The sequence below is a fragment of the Flavobacterium ranwuense genome (genome assembly GCF_004349315.1).
GTDB lineage: Bacteria > Bacteroidota > Bacteroidia > Flavobacteriales > Flavobacteriaceae > Flavobacterium > Flavobacterium ranwuense.
The window spans coordinates 65909-86106 of sequence record NZ_SMLH01000005.1 but is presented as its reverse complement, the minus strand read 5'-3'; the positions used below and the strand labels follow the sequence as shown (position 1 = coordinate 86106).

Sequence of the window (20198 nt, the reverse complement as noted above, 5' to 3'; positions counted from 1 at the left end):
GGTACTATTAATTGATTGAATGTTATATTTTTAATAATGAATGTTGTTTTTTAATTTTTTGGCATAAAAAAACACTGTTTTCAAAACAGTGTTTTTTTAGATTTTTAAATGAAAGAGGTTTATTTTACTCTTGTCAATCCTATGTTTTCAGGAGCATGAAGTACCATTGGAAATTTCTCCACTTTTACCGAACTACTGTCTAGGCCAAAAGCCCTTTCTTCAGATAAACTTAGTTTTTTGATAAAGAAATAGGAGTTCATAATTATTTTCTCATGCCAGCGTAAATCACTATCGTTAGAAAGGAATTTTTCAGATAATACAAATTTGAAATCACCTATAATATTATTTTTGTTCAAAGATTCGTATCTGCTGGTTATATCTACTTCTCCTTTTTTTACCATGTCCCTGATTACTTCTCTAAACATCAGGTTTATTTTAGTAGGTTCTCTAAAACCTAAATTGAAGTCCACACGATACAAATCATCTTTGACAATTTCGGTTACTTTATATTCAGTTTTATAGGGTTCTGTTAATATATTTACGTGTACAAACCAATAAATATCAGCTCTTTTTGGTCTTTTTTGTAAAATAGAATACATTACTTTTTCTTCTATTTCATCTGTTCTGCCAGCATTAGTCATGTAAACTAAATGCGTTGCGTATTTAGGTATTGATAAATCTGCACTTAATTCAATAAGTACTTTTTTATAATCTTCAATTTTGACAATTTTGGTGTAGCTCTTGTTGATTTTTTTAGCCAAATACCAAATTGTCATTATACCTATCAAAATGGTCGCTATAAGGATAGTAACATAACCACCATCAGCAAACTTAATAATATTGGCTGCCAGAAAACTAAATTCGATGATTAAATAAATGGTGATCAACGGTACAATAAAATACAATTTCACTCTTTTCATTATCAAATAAAAATTCAGTAAAATAGTGGTCATTATCATACATAAGATAATTGCGAGTCCGTATGCATGTTCCATATTACTGGATTCTTCAAAGTGTAATACGATTCCAACACACCCAATAAACAATAACCAGTTTATGGATGGGATATACAATTGTCCTTTTAATTCAGTAGGGTATTTTATTTTTACTTTTGGCCAAAAATTCAATCGCATCGCTTCATTTATTAATGTAAATGAACCACTTATAAGCGCTTGAGAAGCAATCACGGCTGCCATTGTTGCAATTACAATTCCAATGGGTTGAAACCAATCGGGCATGATAAGATAGAATGGGTTTCCATTTTTTCCGCCTAAAGTTTGTAATGTTTCCCCTTCGTGACGGATCAAATACGCTGCCTGTCCAAAATAATTAAGTACTAAGGCAGTTTTTACAAAGATCCAGCTAATTCTAATGTTTTTTCGTCCACAATGTCCCATGTCTGAATACAATGCTTCAGCACCAGTGGTACAAAGGAATACAAAGCCCAAAACAAAAAATCCTTCAGGATGTATGGTCAATAAATGATAGGCGTAGTATGGATTGATAGCTTTTAGAACCTCGGTATTCTGCCCGATTTGTAATGTTCCTAGTACGGCAAGCATTCCAAACCAAATAAGCATCATTGGTGCGAAAAATTTACCGACTAACTTGGTTCCAAATTGCTGAATGGCAAAAAGTACAAATAAGATACCTATAACAATTGGGATTGTGTTTATTTCAGGATAATAGGTTCTAATACCTTCAACCGCAGATGATACAGAAATGGGAGGAGTAATGATTCCATCGGCCAGTAATGCACTACCCCCAATAATAGCGGGGACAATCAACCATTGAATTTTTGTCTTTTTGACTAAAGCATATAAAGCAAAAATTCCACCTTCGCCATGATTATCAGCACTTAAAGTAATCAGTACGTATTTGATGGTTGTTTGTAATGTAAGGGTCCAAAAAACGCAGGATATACCTCCTAAAACAACGTCGGCATTTATGATATGATCGCCCAATATGGCTTTCATTACATACAAAGGTGAAGTACCGATATCACCGTAAATTATTCCTAATGAAATTAATAAGCCGCCTAATGTTAATTTACTATGTAGGTCTTTGTGCGATGCGTTCATGTATTATTTTTAAAAAACTTGTCAAATTTACACTTTTAAAATAAATTAAAGCTTTTTATCTAATAAAAAAAAACACGGCTGTCAAAGCCGTGTTTTTAGTTTTATATTGAAATTTTTTAAGATCTTCTATTGTCGTTTCTTGATGAATTACCTCTTTGAGATTCATTTCTTTGTGGAGCTGATTCTCTGGAAGAATTTCCTCTGTTTTGCGATTCTGCTCTTTGTGGAGCTTCTTGTCTAGAAGGACTAGTTCTGTTTTGAGATTCATTTCTTTGTGGAGCTGATTCTCTGGAAGAATTCCCTCTGTTTTGTGACTCTGCTCTTTGTGGAGCTTCTTGTCTAGAAGGGCTAGTTCTGTTTTGTGACTCTGCTCTTTGTGGAGCTTCTTGTCTAGAAGGACTAGTTCTGTTTTGAGAATAATCTCTTTGAGAATTTCCTCTTTGCGGAGTCGCCTGACTGGAAGGATTGGTTCTGTTTTGAGAATAATCTCTTTGAGAATTTCCTCTTTGTGGCGTTGCCTGACTAGAAGGATTAGTTCTGTTTTGAGAATAATCTCTTTGAGAATTCCCTCTTTGTGGCGTTGCCTGACTAGAAGGATTAGTTCTGTTTTGAGAATAATCTCTTTGAGAATTTCCTCTTTGTGGCGCTGCCTGACTAGAAGGATTAGATCTATTTTGAGAGTAATCTCTAGAAGATCCAGACCTCTGTGGTGTTATTCCTCTTGATGAACTAGTTCTGTTTTGAGAATAATCTCTTTGAGTTCCTGTTCTTCTGTTTGAGTAACCAACTTCATTTCTTGAACCTCTTCTTTGATCTAATTCATAACGGTTAGTTACATTAGCATTTCTTCTGGAGAAGGAATAATTTGGGTGTTGTCTTTCATAGCCATTTGAACGTCTTGAATTATGTAGAACGATTGCGCGCTCACTTCTTCTGTAGTTAACATAATTGTAATTGTTGTTGATGTTCAAACAAATGTTGATATTATTTCTATATCTGAATATTGGGAATGGATTCCATGCATAATAATAGGAAGGATAATAACCCCAATTCCAAGTAGAATAATAAGGACGATAATTAGCAGACCAGAATGAAGCATAAATTAATGGAGTGCTATAATATACAGGCTCATAAATATAATTTTGGCCATACATGTATACATCTCCTACTACTTGAACGTGAATTTTGTTGTTTCTGTCTTTTTCAACGTCAATTGTAGCTACATCTTGATACACATCGGTGTCTATAACAGATTGAATGATGATCACGTGAGTCCGATTTTCAACAGTTTCGATAACTCTTAAATAATCTACTTCATTGTCATTATTCAAATCTAAATTTGATATTTGTAGTTCAGGGTCATTCAGGCGTCGTTCAAAATCCTGTAGATTTTTTGAGTCACCAAAAATAGAAGCAACAGCTCTCAGATCAAGATTGTCACTGATTTCATTATTCATTGCATTTACTGATGTTCTATCTTGCGCCTGTATTTGTGTTGCGAAAACAGTAGTCAATAAACTCAATAGTATTAGTTTCGTTTTCATAATTAATTGAATTAAGTTTATTCTTTTTTTGATTATCCAATTACTGTGCCATAATTTATTCTTTGTTTCCTATTCGTATTATTAATTGTAAATTAGCCGTAAAATGTATAAAAAATGAAAAATATTTTTTTAGTCCTGTTAGTTTTAAATGTTTTTACATCCTGTAAAACAAGTGTTTATAGTGTAGAAAATAAAAACAACAGTGAATTTAAGTCCGTTGAAATCGACACCTTATTTCAGGATAAAATAAGTATCAGAGCAATTTTAATTGATGCAAATAAAGTTTGGTTTGCTGCAGATAAAGGAAGGTTCGGTTTTTTTAATTTGGATAACAATCAAAAATTTGAAAGCAAAATTATCAAAGATTCTTTAAAGCTTGAGTTTAGAAGTAATGCCAAAACAAAAAAGCATATTTTTATTCTAAACGTTGGTAATCCAGCTTTGTTATATCAAATTTCAAAAGACGGCAAGGAAACAAAATTAGTGTATCAAGAAAACCACGAAAAAGTGTTTTATGATAGCATGCAATTTTGGAATGATAGGGAAGGAATAGCGATGGGTGACCCAATCGCTGATTGCTTAAATATAATAATCACTCGTGATGGCGGAAATTCATGGAATAAAGTATCGTCTGATAAATTACCAAAAGTAATGGATGGAGAAGCAGCTTTTGCCGCAAGCAACACTAATATTATAATCAAAGGGAATAACACATGGATTGTTTCCGGTGGAAAAAAATCAAGAGTTTTTTATTCTCCAGATAAGGGAAATACATGGACAGTGTATGATACCCCAATAGTCCAAGGAAAATCAATGACCGGAATTTTCACGGCAGATTTTTATGATGCTCAAACTGGATTTGTTGCTGGAGGGGATTATGAATTGCGAAATCAAAATTTTTCTAATAAAGCAATCACCACTGATGGAGGAAAAACATGGAAGCTAATAGCAGAAAATAAAGCTTTTGGATATGCTTCTTGTATGCAATATGTTCCTAAAAGTAATGGTAAAGGGATGGTGACAGTTGGTTTTTCAGGAGTTTACTATTCCTGGGATGGTGGAAATTCATGGAAACAATTATCAACTGATTCTACTCTTAATACCATCAGGTTTATAGACAATCATACGGCAATTGCAGCGGGACAAAATAAAATGATTCGCATCAGTTTTAAATAATGAAAAATACCCTAAGTCCAATACAATTAGAGCTTAGGGTATTTTTTTTGAATTAATAAAATAAAACTAATGACTTTTTTGACCTTTGTTACGATATTGTTGTAGCAATTTTCTATTGAAATCTTCTTCAGCTTTTTTAAGTTTAACTATTTTTACGGCTGGTAAAATTGTTCTCACATTTTTCATGAATTTTTTTCGCAGTAAAAATAACTCTTCCTCAGTATCTTCTATTTGTGCCAAAAAGGTATTGGCTTCTTTTTCAGTTATTTTATCCAGTGAGCCATCACTCATCCTTTTCATGTACGTTCTCATTTTTTGATGTCTCAGTTCAAACTGTTTGTCATCAAATGTATTGTAGATTGGCCAGAATCTTTCGGCTTCATTAGTTGTTAAGTCTAATTCAGTAGTAAAAAAAGCTACTTTTAAAGCTTTTATTTGCTCTTTTTTCTCTTTCATACTTTCGCCTTGAGCATAAAAGTTGAATGAAACAAACAGCAACAGTATTGGTAATAATTTTTTTATGTTCATTTTTTATTTATTTAATTATAGCTTCAAATGAAAACTTTACGGTCTAGTTTATTCTAGAATGAGATTTTCTAAGTTTGAATTGGTTGATAAATGATCTTCTATCACTGCATCTTCTAAAGCAATACCTGTCTTTATGTTATTAATATCTTCGGTTTCTAATACACTTATCAAATCATATTGATTTACATTAGATTGATATGTAATGTAATTTTCTAAAGCCGCGGCGTCCAGTTCTTTTGTGTTTGTCGATGAAGGACTTAAAATTGGAATCATCAAAGCCAGTACTAAAATTGCTGCTACTGCCATCATAATTAAAGTTTTTCTTTTTTGAAAAATAGAAATTACTTTTGGCTCGTTTTTAGGCAATTGCTCCATCATTTTGATTGAAAAATTCTCAAAATAATGGTCTGGAGTTTTAAATCCAGTTTCAATTTTAGGTTCGTTCTCTAATTTAAATGTTTTCATAATGTACTTTAGACAGTGTTACAGCTAAAAGGTTTAATTTGTCGAAACAAAAGCTTCTATTTTTTTTACAGCAAGATGATAGGATGCTTTTAATCCACCGACGGAGGTTCCCAAGATTTCTGAAATTTCCTCGTATTTCAGTTCTTGAAAATATTTCATTTTAAAAACCAATTGTTGCTTTTCAGGCAATAATGCAATCGCTTTTTGTAATTTTATTTGAATTTCATTTCCGTCAAAAAACACGTCGGCTTCCAGATTATCGATAGTTTTGTTTTGTAAAGTTTCTGATGAAACGCCACTCGTTTTTGATTTTTGTTTCAAAAAAGTCAAGGATTCATTAGTCGCAATGCGATACATCCATGAAAAAAGTTTGCTTTCCCCTTTGAAATTTTTCAGATTTTGAAATATTTTTATAAAAGTATTTTGCAACACATCATCGGCATCATCATGATTCAAAACGATGTTACGAATGTGATTGTATAACGGTCTTTGATAACCCTGTAACAACTGCTGAAACGCCTGATTTTGCGTTTTAGGGTTTAACAAGTGGTTTATAAATTCCTGTTCTTCTTGCAAAGCGATTATTTAGGAGTTAGAATAGAATTTATCAAAAAGGTTTAATAGGCTTTAAAAAAACATTAAAATTCGGATTGTTCTTCTTCCTTGTTTATTACTGGCGCAGGCGTTTTTATAACCTCCTCTATCTTGATGACAGCTGGAGTAAAAGTTTTTACAGGAATTACTTTTGGTTTTATTGGGTAATAAATTTCGGTAACCCATTTTGAAGGGTTTTTAATTTCTGTTCTGCTGATGGTGAAATTCTCTAAATGAGAAAATGTAAGGTCAATAGCAATTCGATTGGTGTTAATATATGCTTTTGCTTTATCCAAAGCTTTTTTTGTATGCGAATAATCCCCGGTTAAAGTAGTTTTAATTGCATCGAATGGCTCCAGCTTTCCAGTTAAAATATCACTTCCTGAACTCGTTAAGATTTGATTTTTTATAGGCACACAAAAAGACAATTTGGTCAATCCGCTTACGGAATCGTAAGTATGATAAATTATAAATGGTTTTCCGTTCAACTCGATATTATTTTGCTCGCAAAAAGTAATCATTTTTGGGAATACGATTTGAGCATTTTTAGTAACCTTTGAAATTTCACTGGTAAAGGTTTGTCTTAAATAAAAAGTTCCAAGTTTTTTTACCAATCCATTTACTTTTACCGCATAAGTATTTATTTCGAAATCAAGAGTCTTGTCTAAGTTGACTAAGCTCTTTTCATACATTCTTCCAATGATTTTATTCATACCTCCATTAAAGGCAGTATAAACTTTCATGGTGAAACTCATTTTTCCAGTTGTTTTCCAAGTCACTTTTGTTCCGCCAATCGTATCCTTAAAGCTCCAGAAAACGGATGATGAAGTTCCATCGTAATTCATTTTTTGAGAAATACTATCATTTTCCTTTACAAAAACGGTCAACATATCACCTGTTCCTTCTTTTCCTTCCCATGAAAAGGAAGCTCCCGGACCAATTGTTTTTTTAGGATACGTAATTTGCATTTCAGGATCTTCAACAACCCACGAACTAAAATCCTCCCAGTTTCTATAATCATTAACAAAATTAAATACTGTTGATTTTGGAGAATTTATGATTTGACTTCTTTCTACGGTAAAATCTCCTTTTTGAGTAGCCACAAAAATGGATAAAGCCACAAAACTTAGCAGTAGTAAAAGAAATAAGTATTTTAAAATCCTCATAATATACAGGTTTGTTAATTTTTGTAAAGTTAAAGATTTTATTTACAAGTCACCGAAAGTGTTAAATAAATATAGATCCTTTTCTAAATAAAGGATGTTTATCTATTTATATTTGGTTTGAATTTAAAGTAAGCTTTACGATATTCGATCGTTTTTAACTAATCTGTTTTCGAATAAAAACTAAATAATCATGTAGATTTAGGTTTTTAAGCATTTAATGTTGAGCGCTTTAGGTTAAATAAAAAAGCCCACTATTTAGTGAGCTTTATTTGGTTGTTTTTAAAGAAACTAACGTTTGAAAAATACTTTTATCAAAAATAAAATTCCAATAAAAATTCCAAATCCTATTAGAATCTTGTAATTCCCCTTATAAAACTCTTTATGTGTTTTTATATCTTTTCGATAGGCATAAATTGCAGCAATAACAAATGCAACAAAAAACAAGCCTGCAAACACTAATTGACCTTGACTAAACATAGTTTAAATTATTTCCGGCAAATTTAGTTAATAGTTTAGAAATAGTTGCTAATTTGCCTTTTCATTTAACAAAATAAAAAGATGCAAAAACAGATAGACTCAGTTAAAGAATTTCATACAGCTTTTAAAATAGGTCATAGTGAAATTCCTACAGCTAATTTAGGGGAAAGTAAACAGATGCTTCGTTACAACTTAATGAAAGAGGAAAACGAAGAATATCTTGAAGCAGTTCAAAACAATGATTTGGTAGAAATTGCAGATGCATTGGGTGATATGATGTATATTTTGTGCGGAACCATTATAGAACATGGTTTGCAGCATAAAATAGAAGCAGTTTTTGACGAAATCCAACGCAGTAATATGAGTAAGTTAGGCGAAGATGGGAAACCAATTTATCGTGAAGATGGGAAAGTGATGAAAGGTCCTAATTATTTCAAACCTGATTTTTCTAAAATAATTAGAGAATAGTGTAACAGGCTCAGGCATTTTTTTATGGGCATTTTTCGTAGAAGACAAAAAAAAAGCGATTTTCAGTGTGAAAATCGCTTTTTTTTTAATTATGAAATCTTGGATTTATACTTTAACAGTCCATCCAAAAGTATCCGCTTCTAATTTATTTTGGATATTTTCCAATTTAGTTTTTAGTTGTAAAGCCATTGTATTTTCAATTTTTGGCAATTCATAATAAACATCCTGATAAGAAAATCCAGAAATTGGACTTACTACAGCAGCCGTTCCTGCTCCAAAAATTTCTTTCAAAGTTCCGTTTTTAGCAGCCTCAACAAGCTCAGAAACTAAAACCGAACGAATATCTACATTTATACCTTCACTTTTTGCTAAATCAATAAGTGTTTTTCGAGTCACACCATCAAGAATTCGTTCGCTTGTAGGAGCAGTAAATAATGTATCATTTATTCTGAAAAATACATTCATAGTACCTGCTTCTTCCAGTTTGGTATGCGTAGCATCATCAGTCCAAATTACCTGTTGAAAGCCTTCTTTGTTCGCTAAATTTGTAGGATAAAATTGGGCAGCATAATTTCCTGCAGCTTTTGCAGCTCCTATTCCTCCATTTGCAGCTCTACTGAAATGTTCCGCAATAAGTACTTTTACATCACCAGAATAATAAGAAGTCACTGGCGATAAAATAATCATGAATTTATAGTCATTTGAAGGATTTGCAATTACTCCAGTACCAGTTGCAATCATAAATGGTCTGATGTACATCGCATTTCCTTTTCCCTTTTTAATCCATGCTTCGTCTAATTGCAACAATTGATTTAGACCGCTCATAAATATTTCTTCAGGAACTTCTGGCATTGCCATTCTTATTGCAGATGTATTAAAACGTTTGTAGTTTTCATCAGGTCTAAAAAGCCAAACGTCATTATTTTCATCTTTGTACGCTTTCATACCTTCAAAAATCGCTTGTCCATAATGAAAAACTCGTGTAGATGGGTCTAACAAAAATGGTGCGTAGGGTTTAATGACAGGTTTTTGCCATTCCCCATTTTTATAATCACATTCAAATAGATGATCTGTAAAAACAGAACCAAAGCTTAAGTTTGAAAAATCAACCTCGTTAATTTTTGAAGAGGAAGCTTTTATTGTTTCAATTTTGTTAGTTTGAGTAGTACTCATAGTAATGTGTTGTTTTTTGATTTTTTTTAAATGACAAACTGGAGCTTAAAAAAACTTAATTTCTATAAGTTGAAGTTTAATGTTTGCAAAATTAAATAAAAATCAACAAAAGACTTGTCAAAAAACTATTAATTATAGCATTTAACTAAGATTTGTTTACATTTTAAAAAAAATAAAAAAATCATGCTTAATTCTACTAATTATACAATAAATATAGATTTTTCAGAGGTAAACGTGTTAGATTTTGATTAATTTTGGACAAACATTGTAGTTTTTAATCCAATATAACCTCAAAATCCAATTTTGAAAAGAGAAATAATCCAAACACTTGATGGTTCAACTACCATTCACATAGCAGAATGGGATGAATGTTATCATTCTAAACATGGTGCCATACAGGAAGCACAGCATGTATTTATTAAAAATGGCCTCTCGTTATTTCAAAACAGGAGTGTTTCTATTTTGGAAATAGGATTTGGTACAGGCTTGAATGCCTTTATCACTTTGCTAGAGGCAAAAAAAATGCAGCAATCGATTGATTATGTAGGAGTAGAAGCGTATCCCATTTCAGTAGACGAAGTTTTGCTGATGAATTATGTCACAGAATTAAATGCAAGTCAAGATAGCGCAATTTTCGATAGAATGCATGAAAGCAATTGGGGAGAAAAAATTGATTTAAGGGATGATTTTTCACTTACGAAAAGGAAACAATTTTTTGAAGAAATTGATGATATAGATCAATTTGATTTAATTTATTTTGATGCTTTTGGGTATAGAGTACAACCTGAATTGTGGAGTACCGCTATTTTTGAGAAGATGTATAAGGCACTTAAAACTAATGGTGTACTGGTTACTTATGCCGCCAGAGGAGTTGTAAAAAGAAGTATGATCGAAGTGGGTTTTACTGTCGAAAAACTGGCCGGGCCACCCGGAAAAAGGGAAATGTTTCGTGCTAGAAAAAGCTAATGTTTTCTGTTTAAGTGGTTTGTTTTCAGTAATTTATATTTTTTTTAAACCAAATTTATGAATTATAAATAAAAAGATTAAAACTACGTTAAATAGTTATGTTGTAATTAAAAAAAATGTATTTTTACATCAATTTTGAATCCAAATCTAACTAAAATCTTAGTTTATTATGTCGAAAATCATGTATGATTATACAAAATCAATTTTAGAAAGAGTAAGTTTTGATCCATTACTTTTTTGCAAAGAATTAGAAAAAGCCATCAAAACATTATTACCCTACGAAATGGAGCAATTGCGAGAATGGTTATTAAATTTTACAATAGGAAAACCGGAATTAAAACAATGTTTACTAATCGTAAATTCATAAAAAAAAGGAACCGCAAAACGGTTCCTTTTTTTATTTTTTAGGAAGTGAACTTATAATTTGAACATTTTGAAATACGATAGCTCCTTTTACTACTCCTGCAATTGTACTTCGAAGCGCATCAATTATCTGTATTTTTAATTCGCTTTTAGGGAAAATCAGGCTTACCTCTCGGGCAGGTTTAGGTTCCTTAAAGTGGCGTAATTTTAATTTGTCAGTTTCTTTTAAATCAAGTGTATGTAAATAGGGAAGTAGTGTTGTCCCTAAACCTTCATCGGCTAATTTTATCAGGGTTTCGAAACTCCCACTTTCTAACTGAAAATGACTCGTTTCATTTTTACCTACATTTTTGCATAAATTTAAAATCCCGTCTCGAAAACAATGGCCGTCTTGTAATAATAAGATTTCATCTAAGTTTAAGTCAGAAACTTCTATTTCTTCCTTTTGAAAATGATGATGGCTTTCTGGGATGTACGCTACAAAAGGTTCATAATACAAGACAATTTCTTTTATTTTTTCCTCCATCAAAGGAGTTGCGGCAATGGCAGCATCGAGATGTCCATTGTTTAGTTTCGTTATAATTTCGTCAGTATTTAACTCTTCGATTATAAGTTTTACTTTCGGGTATTTTTTTATAAAATTATTCAAGAACATAGGCAATAGCGTAGGCATAATTGTTGGGATTATTCCCAATCTGAATTCGCCACCAATAAATCCTTTTTGTTGTTCTACTATATCCTGAATCCTATCGGCTTCATTGACTATATTTTTTGCTTGATTTACAATTTTTTGGCCAATGTCGGTAAGCTGAATTGGTTTTTTAGTTCTGTCAAATATCTGAATACTTAATTCTTCCTCGATCTTTTGAATTTGCATGCTCAATGTAGGTTGAGTCACAAAACATTTTTCGGCAGCTAGAGTGAAATTTTTGTGTTCGGCTACAGCAAGAACATATTTTAATTGAGTGATTGTCATTTTTTTATAGTTATATCTGATGTAAATATAAAAACAATCAATTTAACTTATAGTGAAAAGTGGTATTTTCTTCTCTAAATTTGTAGAAAATAAAAATCATGAAAACAAATATTTTAGGATTACCAGTAAAAGAATCAGAATTGATAGTTAGTGAATTGAATATTTTATTAGCTAATTTCCAAGTTTATTACCAAAATTTAAGAGGAATTCATTGGAATATTAAAGGGAAACGTTTTTTTGATTTACATGTGAAATTTGAAGAATTATACACAGATGCTCAAATAAAAATTGATTTAATTGCCGAAAGAGTACTCACCGTTGGAGGAACTCCGCTTCATACTTTTGAAGATTTTATAAAAAACAATCAGTTAGTTGTGGGTAAAAATATTTCAAACGATGAAAAAGCAGTCCATTTAATTGTTACATCATTGTCTCATTTATTAAAAATCGAAAGAGGGATTCTTAATCAATCTTCAGCAATAAATGATGAAGGGACAAATTCCATGATGAGTGATTTTATTTCAGAACAAGAAAAGACTATCTGGATGATGCAAGCTTGGTTAGAAGAGAGTTTGTAGTTTTATAAGAATTAAAACAAAGTAGAATGAAATCAATTAACCTGTTTCTATTGTTATGTAATGTTAATTTTTTTTTAAATTTAGAAAAACGATTGCTTTTTTAATAAACTTAATTCTATTTTTGCGCCAATGAAAATAATATCTAAAATATTTTTAATACTATTTATTGCCTTTCTCATCACTCCAACAATAGTTACTGTGATTGAGAAAAGTGCAGATATTTCTGTTTTCTACAGTGTTTCTGAGGAAGAACATGCACACAAAGAAATTAAAACTTTTTTTTATTTTGAATCTTCTACAGATGTAATTACCTCATCGAAATTGTCGTCTAGTGCTATTCTATCTGAGAATTTATCAAAGCACGATAATATCATCTCTTCCATATTTATTCCTCCGCCCAACGAAGTTTAATGCATTTTTTGATTTTAGTATTTTGAAATCAATTTTCACGTTTATAATGTGGATAAACTCTTTGTATTCAAATTTTAGGAAGGTATTATGACAAAAAAAATTAATCTTTTTGCTAACCTTAAATCCGATTTTGCGTCTGGTTTAGTGGTTTTTTTGGTGGCGCTACCATTGTGTTTAGGTATTGCAATGGCTTCGGGCGCTCCTTTATTTTCGGGAATTATTGCAGGAATTGTTGGTGGAGTAGTAGTGGGTTATTTAAGTACATCCAACATAAGTGTTTCTGGACCTGCGGCTGGTCTAACGGCTATTGTTCTTACCGCAATTACGGATTTAGGAGCTTTTAATATTTTTTTAACCGCAGTTTTCATTGCAGGTCTAATACAATTAATATTGGGATTTGTTAAAGCGGGAAGCATTTCTAATTATTTTCCAACGAATGTTATTGAAGGAATGCTGGCCGGTATTGGAATCATCATTGTTTTAAAACAATTGCCACACGCATTTGGTTATGACAATGATTTTGAAGGAGATCAGTCTTTTTCACAACTGGATGGCAGTAATACATTCTCCACATTATTAGGTATCTTTGATTATATCCAAATAGGTTCAATCGTTATTACATTGGTTTCTATGGTAATTTTGATTTCTTGGGATAAAGTTCCTTTTTTGAAAAAATTAAAATTAGTTCCCGGAGCTTTAATTGCCGTAGCTATTGGCGTTATTTTGAATGAGATTTTCATTGGTACGGGAAGTGCTTTAGCCATTGGAAAAGAACATTTAGTTTCTTTGCCGGTTCCTTCCTCTTTTGAAGAATTTAAAGCAATTATAGTAACTCCTAATTTTTCAGAAATTGTAAATCCAAAGGTTTGGGTTATTGCCCTGACGATTGCTATTGTAGCTTCTATTGAGACGCTGTTAAGTATTGAAGCGTCTGATAGAATGGATGTCCAAAAACGCTATACGGATACAAATGTGGAATTAAAAGCGCAAGGTATTGGAAATATGGTGAGTTCACTTTTAGGTGGTTTACCATTAACATCTGTTATTGTACGCTCCTCTGCAAATAGTAATTCTGGAGCCAAATCTAAAATGTCTACCATTATTCATGGATCATTGTTGTTAGTCAGTGTCCTTGTAATTCCAGTGATTCTGAACAAAATCCCATTGGCTACTTTAGCAGCGATTTTAATTTTAGTTGGATATAAACTAGCTAAACCAGCTACATTCAAACATTTTTGGGAAAAAGGAAAATATCAATTTGTTCCTTTTATTGCCACATTATTGGCAGTTGTATTTTTGGATTTATTGAAAGGTGTTGCTTTAGGAATAGTCATCAGTATTATATTTGTTTTAAAAGGGAATCTCAAGAGAGCATATAGTTTTAGAAAAGAAGAATACGCAAATGGAGATGTGATTCATATTGATTTGGCTCAGGAAGTTTCTTTCTTGAATAAAGCTGCCATAAAATCAACTTTGAATGATATTCCGGAAAATTCTAAGGTTATAATTGATGCAAAAGATACGGTTTATATCGCTCATGATATTTTGGATTTAATCCATGAGTTTAAAACCACAAGAGCTATAGATAATAATATAAAAGTGAAGCTGAAAGGATTTAAAAAAGCCTATCAGTTAGAAAATAGTATTGATACGCAGAATCATGTGACTATAGAGCATTATTATGATGCTGCAAAAAGAGTTATGGTTAAAAAGGAAATAAGAGATAAAGAGATCATCAAAGAATAAAACTAAAATTAATTAGGGATTTAATTTAAAAAAAAGAGTTCCTTTACGTTGTATTGATTAGTTACTTAACGTCTATATAAATAAAATAATTACACAAAGATTATGAGCGATTTTTATAAAAAAATACTAGAGAATAATAAAAAATGGGTTGAGACTTCTTTAGCGAGTGACCCAAACTATTTTCAAGATCTGGCCAAAGGTCAAACGCCACCATTATTATGGATAGGTTGTTCAGATAGCAGGGTTCCTGCAAATGAAATTGTAGGTGCAAAACCTGGAGAAGTTTTTGTACATAGAAACATTGCCAATATGGTAGTGCATAGTGATATGAATATGTTGAGCGTATTGGATTATGCAGTAAATGTGTTGAAAGTAAAGCACGTACTGGTATGCGGGCATTATGGTTGCGGAGGTGTTAAGGCAGCAATGGGAAATGATTCTATTGGTATTATTGACAACTGGATTCGTCATATAAAAGACGTATATCGTTTGCATAGCACGTATTTAGATTCTATCAAAGATGAAACAGAGCGTTTTAATACTTTTGTAGAATTAAATGTAAAAGAACAGGTTTTTGATTTAGCCAAAACATCAATTGTACAGTCCGCTTGGAAAAATGGGCAGGATTTAACTTTACACGGATGGGCTTATGGGCTTAATTCCGGTTTTGTAACAGATTTAGATGTGAACATCAGTTCCGAAAAAGATTTGGACGATGTATACCAATTAAAATTTTAACACAAGAATTCTAAAAAAAAAATCCGCTCACGTAGCGGATTTTTTTTTATTCATTATCGAGATTTTCATTAAAAGCTGATGGCAATAGAGTAGGGATGAATTTTATTAAAATAGGCAACAATAAACTACCGCCAGGAAGTAAAAAGATAGTCAACGAAGGAATGGTTTTGCAAATTTCCAATAGTTGTTTTTTGACTTTTTTCTTTTCTTTTTCGTCCAAATCTCTTCGAGTAGAGTAGGCCAATAGTACCATTAACTCTTTGCTTTGTTCAATTTCCTTTATCAACCTGTTTTTATTACGGCTTATTAGCGTAACAACACTTTGAGTCGTTTGATCGTAAAAATGTTTGACAGGATTTGAGTAATTGAAATAAGGTATTTCTTTTTTATGTTTCGTTATAAATGCATCGGTACTGTCTATGCTTTGGTTTACAAAATCATCTGATACCGATAATGTTTCAGCTAATGAATGTAAAAAATAAGATTCATTGTTTTCAATTTTGCCATCACTCCATAAAGCCATTCCGGCAATATCTATCAAATAATATTGTTCTAATTCGTTTGTAAAATAATCCAATTGCAGCGTTTCCAGACTTTGTACAGAAACTCGGGAAAATTTACTGTACCGTATTGACGCTTCAAAAAGCTTTATTAATAAATCATCATATTGTGATTTTTTAGATTTAATTTTTAAAGCTAATGTCACAATATTTACAATTGTCTCTTCAATTTTCTTCAGGTATTTTTCGGGAATTTCTCCATGTATTAAGTATTGGCGAAAAGCCAGAACATCTATAAAAAGTAACGCATTCGTTACCAGATGAGAGAAGTTTTTACTGATGATACTATCGTTAGTTTGAACACGCTCATCAATTATTTTTTCCAGTGTTAGGGAAGGAGAATTTTTAGGCAGTATTTTTTTAAACAAATTGAAACCTTGAGGATTCATTTGATTGTAAAAAGTAACTGTTTGTTTAATGAAATTTTCGGAACTGATTTCGTCATTGGTCAAACAAAAAACGCTATGTAAAGTATTTAGTAGTGCAACTTTAGAAATCTCTTCTTTAAACCAGCCTTTGGTTTCAATTGTATTTACGGTATCAAATGTGATGATATGCCCATAAATAAATCCTGTTTCTCTAACTTTTTGATAAAATGTATCAGTAGTTTTAGAAACTGTTTTCTCTGAAATTTTTTGTTCTATAAAAAATTTATCTATCCAACCTGATGCCGAAGGGTTAATCATTGCTTTAATTTGAAGGTACAAAGCTATGTTTTTTTACGGTTTTGACATTAAATTAAAATTAAAAAACCGTCTTGTTTATATAACAAGACGGTTTTTTATTAAAAATTGTGAAGTCTTATTTAATAATAGCCGAACATGCTACTCTGCCTCCAGCATTTCCTGTAGGTTGTGTAACGAAATCATCGGCATCTTGATGAACAATAAGTCCTTTTCCTAGAATATCTTTAGTTACATCAGCGCCACCAATACTCCATTCATCTGTTGTTAAAGTAATGGTTCCGTTTCCTTTTTCATCAGCTGTAAAGTTTCCTATATCTCCTTTGTGATGTTCACCAACGCCCCATTTTCCGTGTTTTTTGAATGTTGGATTCCAATGTCCTCCAGCTGAACTTCCATCAGCTGCTGAACAATCTGATTTTTCATGAATGTGTATGGCATGTACTCCTGGTTTTAACCCCGCTAATTTGGCAACGAAAGTTACCTTGCCGTTTTTTTCTGTAAAAGTTGCTGTCCCAGAAACATTGCTGTTACTTTTTGCTTCAAATATAATGTCAAGTCTTTTAGAGTCATTTGAACTGCTGCGTGTTTTGCAACCCATAATAATTGCGATAATAATTACGATTGATCCAGCTATTTTTTTCATGAGATGTTTTCTTTCAAAGATAAGAAAATTTTAGATTGCGTATAATAGGATTGCGTTTTAAAACTACTTAGTAGTAATTACACAGTATAGATGTTAAATTCTTAAATAATTTCTTTGTAATTTTGAAAGTAACCATAAATTATATAATCATGAACCTAAGAGTTGGTTATCCATTTTGGTTTATTAAAGATGTTTAAGTTTTCATCACCCAATACGCAAACAAATGCTTAGAGGTTAATCTATTAGATTATTACAATATAAAATGATAAGGATTTAAACCATTTGATTATTTATCAAATAAAGTATAAAACCGGAAACTGGGTGGATAAAATAGATTAATTTTAGGATACCAAAATTTCTAATCATAAAGTTATGGCAAAACCAAATAAATTTCCAGAGCAAAGCCAGAAGGCACCTGGGCAGGAATTTAAAATGGAGCCACAGCCCGAAATTATTAATATAAATTATAAAGGAAGTGGGAAATTAGAAGGCAAAACAGCACTGATTACCGGTGGCGATAGCGGTATTGGCAGGAGCGTGGCCGTTCATTTCGCAAGAGAAGGAGCAAACGTGGTTATTGTTTATTTGAACGAGGAAAAAGACGCATTGGAAACCAAACGGCTGGTAGAAAAAGAGAATAGGGAATGTTACCTTATTAAGGGCGATTTAAAAAAGGAAAAATTCTGCAAAAGCTGTATTGACAAAACAATCAAAAAATTTGGGAGTCTTAATATCATTGTCAATAATGCAGCATTTCAAATATCTAAAAATGAGATTGGTAAAATTACAAAAAAACAATTGTCTGAAACCTTTGAAACCAACATTTATCCTTTTTTCTTTATTGTAAAAGAAGCCATGCCGTATTTAAAAAATGGTGACAGTATTATAAACACCACTTCGGTAACAGCTTATAGAGGAAGCGATCACCTTTTGGATTATTCAAGTACCAAAGGAGCAATAGTTACTTTTACGCGTTCGCTGGCGATTATGCTTGCCAAAAAAGGAATACGGGTGAATGGTGTTGCTCCCGGTCCAATCTGGACACCCTTAATCGTTTCCACTTTTGAGAAGATCAGCGATTTTGGCCAGGATACGCCGATGGGTCGGGCTGGGCAGCCCTCTGAAGTGGCTCCAGCCTATGTGTTTTTAGCCAGTGACGACAGCAGCTACATTACTGGTCAGATTATCCATGTTAACGGCGGGGAAATAGTTGGCGGTTAAGTATCTCTTTTTCTGTTATAGGACGTAATCTATCGGAAGGATATAAAAAAAAATAGTTTTAAATATGAAACACAAAGAATTAGCCAAGACAAGTTGGAATTTATTAAAGTCAACCTATAATGAATTTGATGAGGATAATGCCATTAAATTAAGTGCATCATTGTCCTATTATACCATATTTTCACTACCCCCATTGTTAATTATTATTATGTCTATTTGCGGTTTTTTCTTTGGAAGAGAAGCTGTTGCCGGTAGATTCTATGTCCAAATTAATGAAATGGTCGGTAATGAAGCTGCGATTCAAATTCAGGAAACCATTACGAATATTGAACTGTCTGATAGTATAACATTTGCAACGATATTTGGAGGAATTATGCTGTTAATAGGGGCTTCAGGTGTATTTGCTGAAATACAAAGCTCCATAAATTTTATTTGGGGCTTAAAAGCAAAACCGAATAAGGGAATTATGAAATTTATTAAAAATAGATTAATGTCATTTTCCATGATTGCATCGGTTGGGTTTTTGTTATTGGTCAGTTTGATGGTAAATACAGTAATGGATGTTATAAATTCTCGGTTGGTCCTTTATTTCCCTGATACAACGGTTTATTTGTTTTATATTCTTAACCTATTAATAGTATTTTCGACCACGACAATGTTGTTTTCAATTATTTTTAAAACATTGCCTGATGGATATATTGCTTGGAAAGATGCTTTGATAGGTTCCAGTTTTACTTCATTTTTCTTTATGTTTGGCAAATTTGCTATAGGGTTTTATTTAGGAAGTTCAACTGTTGCAACTGTTTACGGTGCTGCGGGGTCAATCATAATTATTTTAATCTGGGTGTATTATTCGGCTATAATATTATATTTTGGAGCTGAATTTACTAAAGTATATGCTAATGCACATGGTAATAAAATCATTCCAAATGCTTATGCCGTAGCAATTAAGGTGGAGGTCGTAGAGGTAAAAAAGAATTAGATTAATATTTCCGAATGTAAAGGTTTGATGCCTTTAAAATATAGTTTTTTGTAAGACTCTTTTTTGTGTTTTTTTTTTGAAAAGCTACACATTGGCAATGTTTTTGCACTATTTTAAAAAATATAAAAATCAAAAATTAATCACATGAGAAAAATAATTCTGTCGCTTACTATTTTATGCTTGGCATTTATTTCTTGCAATTCAGCCAAAACAATCACAGGTAAAACAGCTTCACTTGAGGGAACTTGGGAGTTGAATTATGTTACAGGACCAAGAATAGCTTTTAATGGATTATATCCTAACAAAAAACCAACCATCACTTTCGATTTGAAAGAGAACAGCGTTTCAGGCAGTGGTAGTTGTAATAGATATTCAGGTAAACTAAATGTAGTTGGCAATAAAATCAGCTTTAAAGAGGGAATGGCAATGACCAAAATGATGTGTACAGATATTCAAGGTGAAAATGTTTACATGTCAACTCTGGAAAAAATAGATTCTTATGCAATTTCAGAAGATGGAAAAACCTTAAATTTCATCATGGACGATATCGCAATGATGCGTTTTGAGAAAAAATAAATTCAGAAGTTATATCAATCGAATCTTGATGATTTTTCAATACATATAAATTGGTGACTGAATTATGAATATTATATCCA

Annotated in this window: 21 protein-coding genes; 11 read left to right on the top strand and 10 right to left on the bottom strand. The window is 31.9% G+C overall.

What is annotated here, in order from left to right; genetic code table 11:
* Positions 1-119: 119 nt before the first annotated feature.
* Entirely contained in the window at positions 120-2081 is a 1962-nt protein-coding gene (locus E0I61_RS10285) for a KUP/HAK/KT family potassium transporter (RefSeq protein ID WP_131994748.1), read from the bottom strand.
* A 116-nt stretch (positions 2082-2197) separates the two neighbouring features.
* On the bottom strand, positions 2198-3625 hold the full coding sequence (locus E0I61_RS10280) for a hypothetical protein (RefSeq protein WP_132071224.1): 1428 nt from the start codon (positions 3623-3625) through the stop codon (positions 2198-2200).
* A gap of 114 nt (positions 3626-3739) precedes the next feature.
* Between E0I61_RS10280 and E0I61_RS10275 the strand changes: the two genes are divergently transcribed.
* The gene (locus tag E0I61_RS10275) at positions 3740-4801 is read left to right on the top strand and encodes a sialidase family protein (RefSeq protein WP_132071222.1); all 1062 of its coding nucleotides are present in this window, start codon (positions 3740-3742) and stop codon (positions 4799-4801) included.
* Between the two features lie 66 nt (positions 4802-4867).
* On the opposite strand, the gene E0I61_RS10270 is transcribed toward E0I61_RS10275, so the two are convergent.
* The 4 genes from E0I61_RS10270 to E0I61_RS10255 form a co-directional block, all read right to left on the bottom strand.
* Complete coding sequence (locus tag E0I61_RS10270; protein WP_131994757.1) at positions 4868-5329, bottom strand: sensor of ECF-type sigma factor; 462 nt, start codon at positions 5327-5329, stop codon at positions 4868-4870.
* 48 nt (positions 5330-5377) lie between these two features.
* A complete protein-coding gene (locus E0I61_RS10265) occupies positions 5378-5794 on the bottom strand; it encodes a hypothetical protein (RefSeq protein WP_132071220.1) in 417 nt (138 codons plus the stop codon).
* A gap of 33 nt (positions 5795-5827) precedes the next feature.
* The gene (locus E0I61_RS10260; RefSeq protein WP_132071218.1) at positions 5828-6370 is read right to left on the bottom strand and encodes an RNA polymerase sigma factor; all 543 of its coding nucleotides are present in this window, start codon (positions 6368-6370) and stop codon (positions 5828-5830) included.
* A 62-nt stretch (positions 6371-6432) separates the two neighbouring features.
* Entirely contained in the window at positions 6433-7554 is a 1122-nt protein-coding gene (locus E0I61_RS10255) for an SRPBCC family protein (RefSeq protein ID WP_132071216.1), read from the bottom strand.
* A 558-nt stretch (positions 7555-8112) separates the two neighbouring features.
* Here E0I61_RS10255 and E0I61_RS10245 point away from each other — a divergent pair.
* Entirely contained in the window at positions 8113-8499 is a 387-nt protein-coding gene (locus E0I61_RS10245) for a pyrophosphohydrolase domain-containing protein (RefSeq protein WP_131994772.1), read from the top strand.
* Positions 8500-8604: 105 nt separating this feature from the next.
* On the opposite strand, the gene E0I61_RS10240 is transcribed toward E0I61_RS10245, so the two are convergent.
* On the bottom strand, positions 8605-9672 hold the full coding sequence (locus tag E0I61_RS10240; protein ID WP_131994775.1) for a branched-chain amino acid aminotransferase: 1068 nt from the start codon (positions 9670-9672) through the stop codon (positions 8605-8607).
* Between the two features lie 303 nt (positions 9673-9975).
* Between E0I61_RS10240 and mnmD the strand changes: the two genes are divergently transcribed.
* Positions 9976-10638 (top strand): tRNA (5-methylaminomethyl-2-thiouridine)(34)-methyltransferase MnmD, encoded by a 663-nt coding sequence (mnmD, locus tag E0I61_RS10235; RefSeq protein ID WP_132071212.1) that lies wholly within the window; start codon positions 9976-9978, stop codon positions 10636-10638.
* 169 nt (positions 10639-10807) lie between these two features.
* Positions 10808-11005: a hypothetical protein gene (locus E0I61_RS10230; RefSeq protein WP_099716298.1), complete on the top strand. Its 198-nt coding sequence runs from the start codon at positions 10808-10810 to the stop codon at positions 11003-11005.
* Between the two features lie 30 nt (positions 11006-11035).
* On the opposite strand, the gene E0I61_RS10225 is transcribed toward E0I61_RS10230, so the two are convergent.
* Entirely contained in the window at positions 11036-11977 is a 942-nt protein-coding gene (locus tag E0I61_RS10225; protein WP_131994797.1) for a LysR substrate-binding domain-containing protein, read from the bottom strand.
* 98 nt (positions 11978-12075) lie between these two features.
* On the opposite strand from E0I61_RS10225, the gene E0I61_RS10220 reads away from it, so the two are divergent.
* From E0I61_RS10220 to can, 4 genes are all read left to right on the top strand, one after another.
* Complete coding sequence (locus tag E0I61_RS10220; protein WP_131994800.1) at positions 12076-12555, top strand: Dps family protein; 480 nt, start codon at positions 12076-12078, stop codon at positions 12553-12555.
* 198 nt (positions 12556-12753) lie between these two features.
* Positions 12754-12966 (top strand): hypothetical protein, encoded by a 213-nt coding sequence (locus tag E0I61_RS10215; protein WP_235832104.1) that lies wholly within the window; start codon positions 12754-12756, stop codon positions 12964-12966.
* 87 nt (positions 12967-13053) lie between these two features.
* Complete coding sequence (locus E0I61_RS10210) at positions 13054-14712, top strand: SulP family inorganic anion transporter (RefSeq protein ID WP_131994806.1); 1659 nt, start codon at positions 13054-13056, stop codon at positions 14710-14712.
* A 102-nt stretch (positions 14713-14814) separates the two neighbouring features.
* Positions 14815-15450: a carbonate dehydratase gene (gene can, locus E0I61_RS10205; protein ID WP_131994809.1), complete on the top strand. Its 636-nt coding sequence runs from the start codon at positions 14815-14817 to the stop codon at positions 15448-15450.
* 46 nt (positions 15451-15496) lie between these two features.
* Here the strand turns inward: can and E0I61_RS10200 are convergent, their stop codons facing one another.
* A complete protein-coding gene (locus E0I61_RS10200) occupies positions 15497-16696 on the bottom strand; it encodes an LETM1-related biofilm-associated protein (RefSeq protein WP_131994812.1) in 1200 nt (399 codons plus the stop codon).
* A gap of 115 nt (positions 16697-16811) precedes the next feature.
* Positions 16812-17339, bottom strand: coding sequence for a superoxide dismutase family protein (locus E0I61_RS10195; RefSeq protein ID WP_132071210.1), 528 nt, complete (start codon positions 17337-17339; stop codon positions 16812-16814).
* Between the two features lie 372 nt (positions 17340-17711).
* On the opposite strand from E0I61_RS10195, the gene E0I61_RS10190 reads away from it, so the two are divergent.
* From E0I61_RS10190 to E0I61_RS10180, 3 genes are all read left to right on the top strand, one after another.
* Complete coding sequence (locus E0I61_RS10190; protein WP_132071208.1) at positions 17712-18560, top strand: SDR family oxidoreductase; 849 nt, start codon at positions 17712-17714, stop codon at positions 18558-18560.
* A 64-nt stretch (positions 18561-18624) separates the two neighbouring features.
* Positions 18625-19542, top strand: coding sequence for a YihY/virulence factor BrkB family protein (locus E0I61_RS10185; RefSeq protein WP_131994821.1), 918 nt, complete (start codon positions 18625-18627; stop codon positions 19540-19542).
* A gap of 144 nt (positions 19543-19686) precedes the next feature.
* Positions 19687-20118 carry an META domain-containing protein gene (locus E0I61_RS10180; RefSeq protein ID WP_132071206.1) on the top strand — a complete coding sequence of 144 codons (432 nt, stop codon included), beginning with the start codon at positions 19687-19689 and terminating at the stop codon, positions 20116-20118.
* Positions 20119-20198: the final 80 nt, after the last annotated feature.

Excerpts from the sequence above, each read along its gene's own strand:
- E0I61_RS10200 (WP_131994812.1), bottom strand. The coding sequence starts at position 16,696 with ATGATTAACCCTTCGGCATCAGGTTGGATAGATAAATTTTTTATAGAA.
- E0I61_RS10285 (WP_131994748.1), bottom strand. The coding sequence starts at position 2,081 with ATGAACGCATCGCACAAAGACCTACATAGTAAATTAACATTAGGCGGC.
- E0I61_RS10280 (WP_132071224.1), bottom strand. The coding sequence starts at position 3,625 with ATGAAAACGAAACTAATACTATTGAGTTTATTGACTACTGTTTTCGCA.
- E0I61_RS10240 (WP_131994775.1), bottom strand. The coding sequence starts at position 9,672 with ATGAGTACTACTCAAACTAACAAAATTGAAACAATAAAAGCTTCCTCT.
- E0I61_RS10195 (WP_132071210.1), bottom strand. The coding sequence starts at position 17,339 with ATGAAAAAAATAGCTGGATCAATCGTAATTATTATCGCAATTATTATG.
- can (WP_131994809.1), top strand. The coding sequence starts at position 14,815 with ATGAGCGATTTTTATAAAAAAATACTAGAGAATAATAAAAAATGGGTT.
- E0I61_RS10220 (WP_131994800.1), top strand. The coding sequence starts at position 12,076 with ATGAAAACAAATATTTTAGGATTACCAGTAAAAGAATCAGAATTGATA.
- E0I61_RS10230 (WP_099716298.1), top strand. The coding sequence starts at position 10,808 with ATGTCGAAAATCATGTATGATTATACAAAATCAATTTTAGAAAGAGTA.
- E0I61_RS10265 (WP_132071220.1), bottom strand. The coding sequence starts at position 5,794 with ATGAAAACATTTAAATTAGAGAACGAACCTAAAATTGAAACTGGATTT.
- E0I61_RS10275 (WP_132071222.1), top strand. The coding sequence starts at position 3,740 with ATGAAAAATATTTTTTTAGTCCTGTTAGTTTTAAATGTTTTTACATCC.
- E0I61_RS10210 (WP_131994806.1), top strand. The coding sequence starts at position 13,054 with ATGACAAAAAAAATTAATCTTTTTGCTAACCTTAAATCCGATTTTGCG.
- E0I61_RS10225 (WP_131994797.1), bottom strand. The coding sequence starts at position 11,977 with ATGACAATCACTCAATTAAAATATGTTCTTGCTGTAGCCGAACACAAA.
- E0I61_RS10180 (WP_132071206.1), top strand. The coding sequence starts at position 19,687 with ATGAGAAAAATAATTCTGTCGCTTACTATTTTATGCTTGGCATTTATT.
- E0I61_RS10190 (WP_132071208.1), top strand. The coding sequence starts at position 17,712 with ATGGCAAAACCAAATAAATTTCCAGAGCAAAGCCAGAAGGCACCTGGG.
- E0I61_RS10270 (WP_131994757.1), bottom strand. The coding sequence starts at position 5,329 with ATGAACATAAAAAAATTATTACCAATACTGTTGCTGTTTGTTTCATTC.
- E0I61_RS10185 (WP_131994821.1), top strand. The coding sequence starts at position 18,625 with ATGAAACACAAAGAATTAGCCAAGACAAGTTGGAATTTATTAAAGTCA.
- E0I61_RS10255 (WP_132071216.1), bottom strand. The coding sequence starts at position 7,554 with ATGAGGATTTTAAAATACTTATTTCTTTTACTACTGCTAAGTTTTGTG.
- E0I61_RS10245 (WP_131994772.1), top strand. The coding sequence starts at position 8,113 with ATGCAAAAACAGATAGACTCAGTTAAAGAATTTCATACAGCTTTTAAA.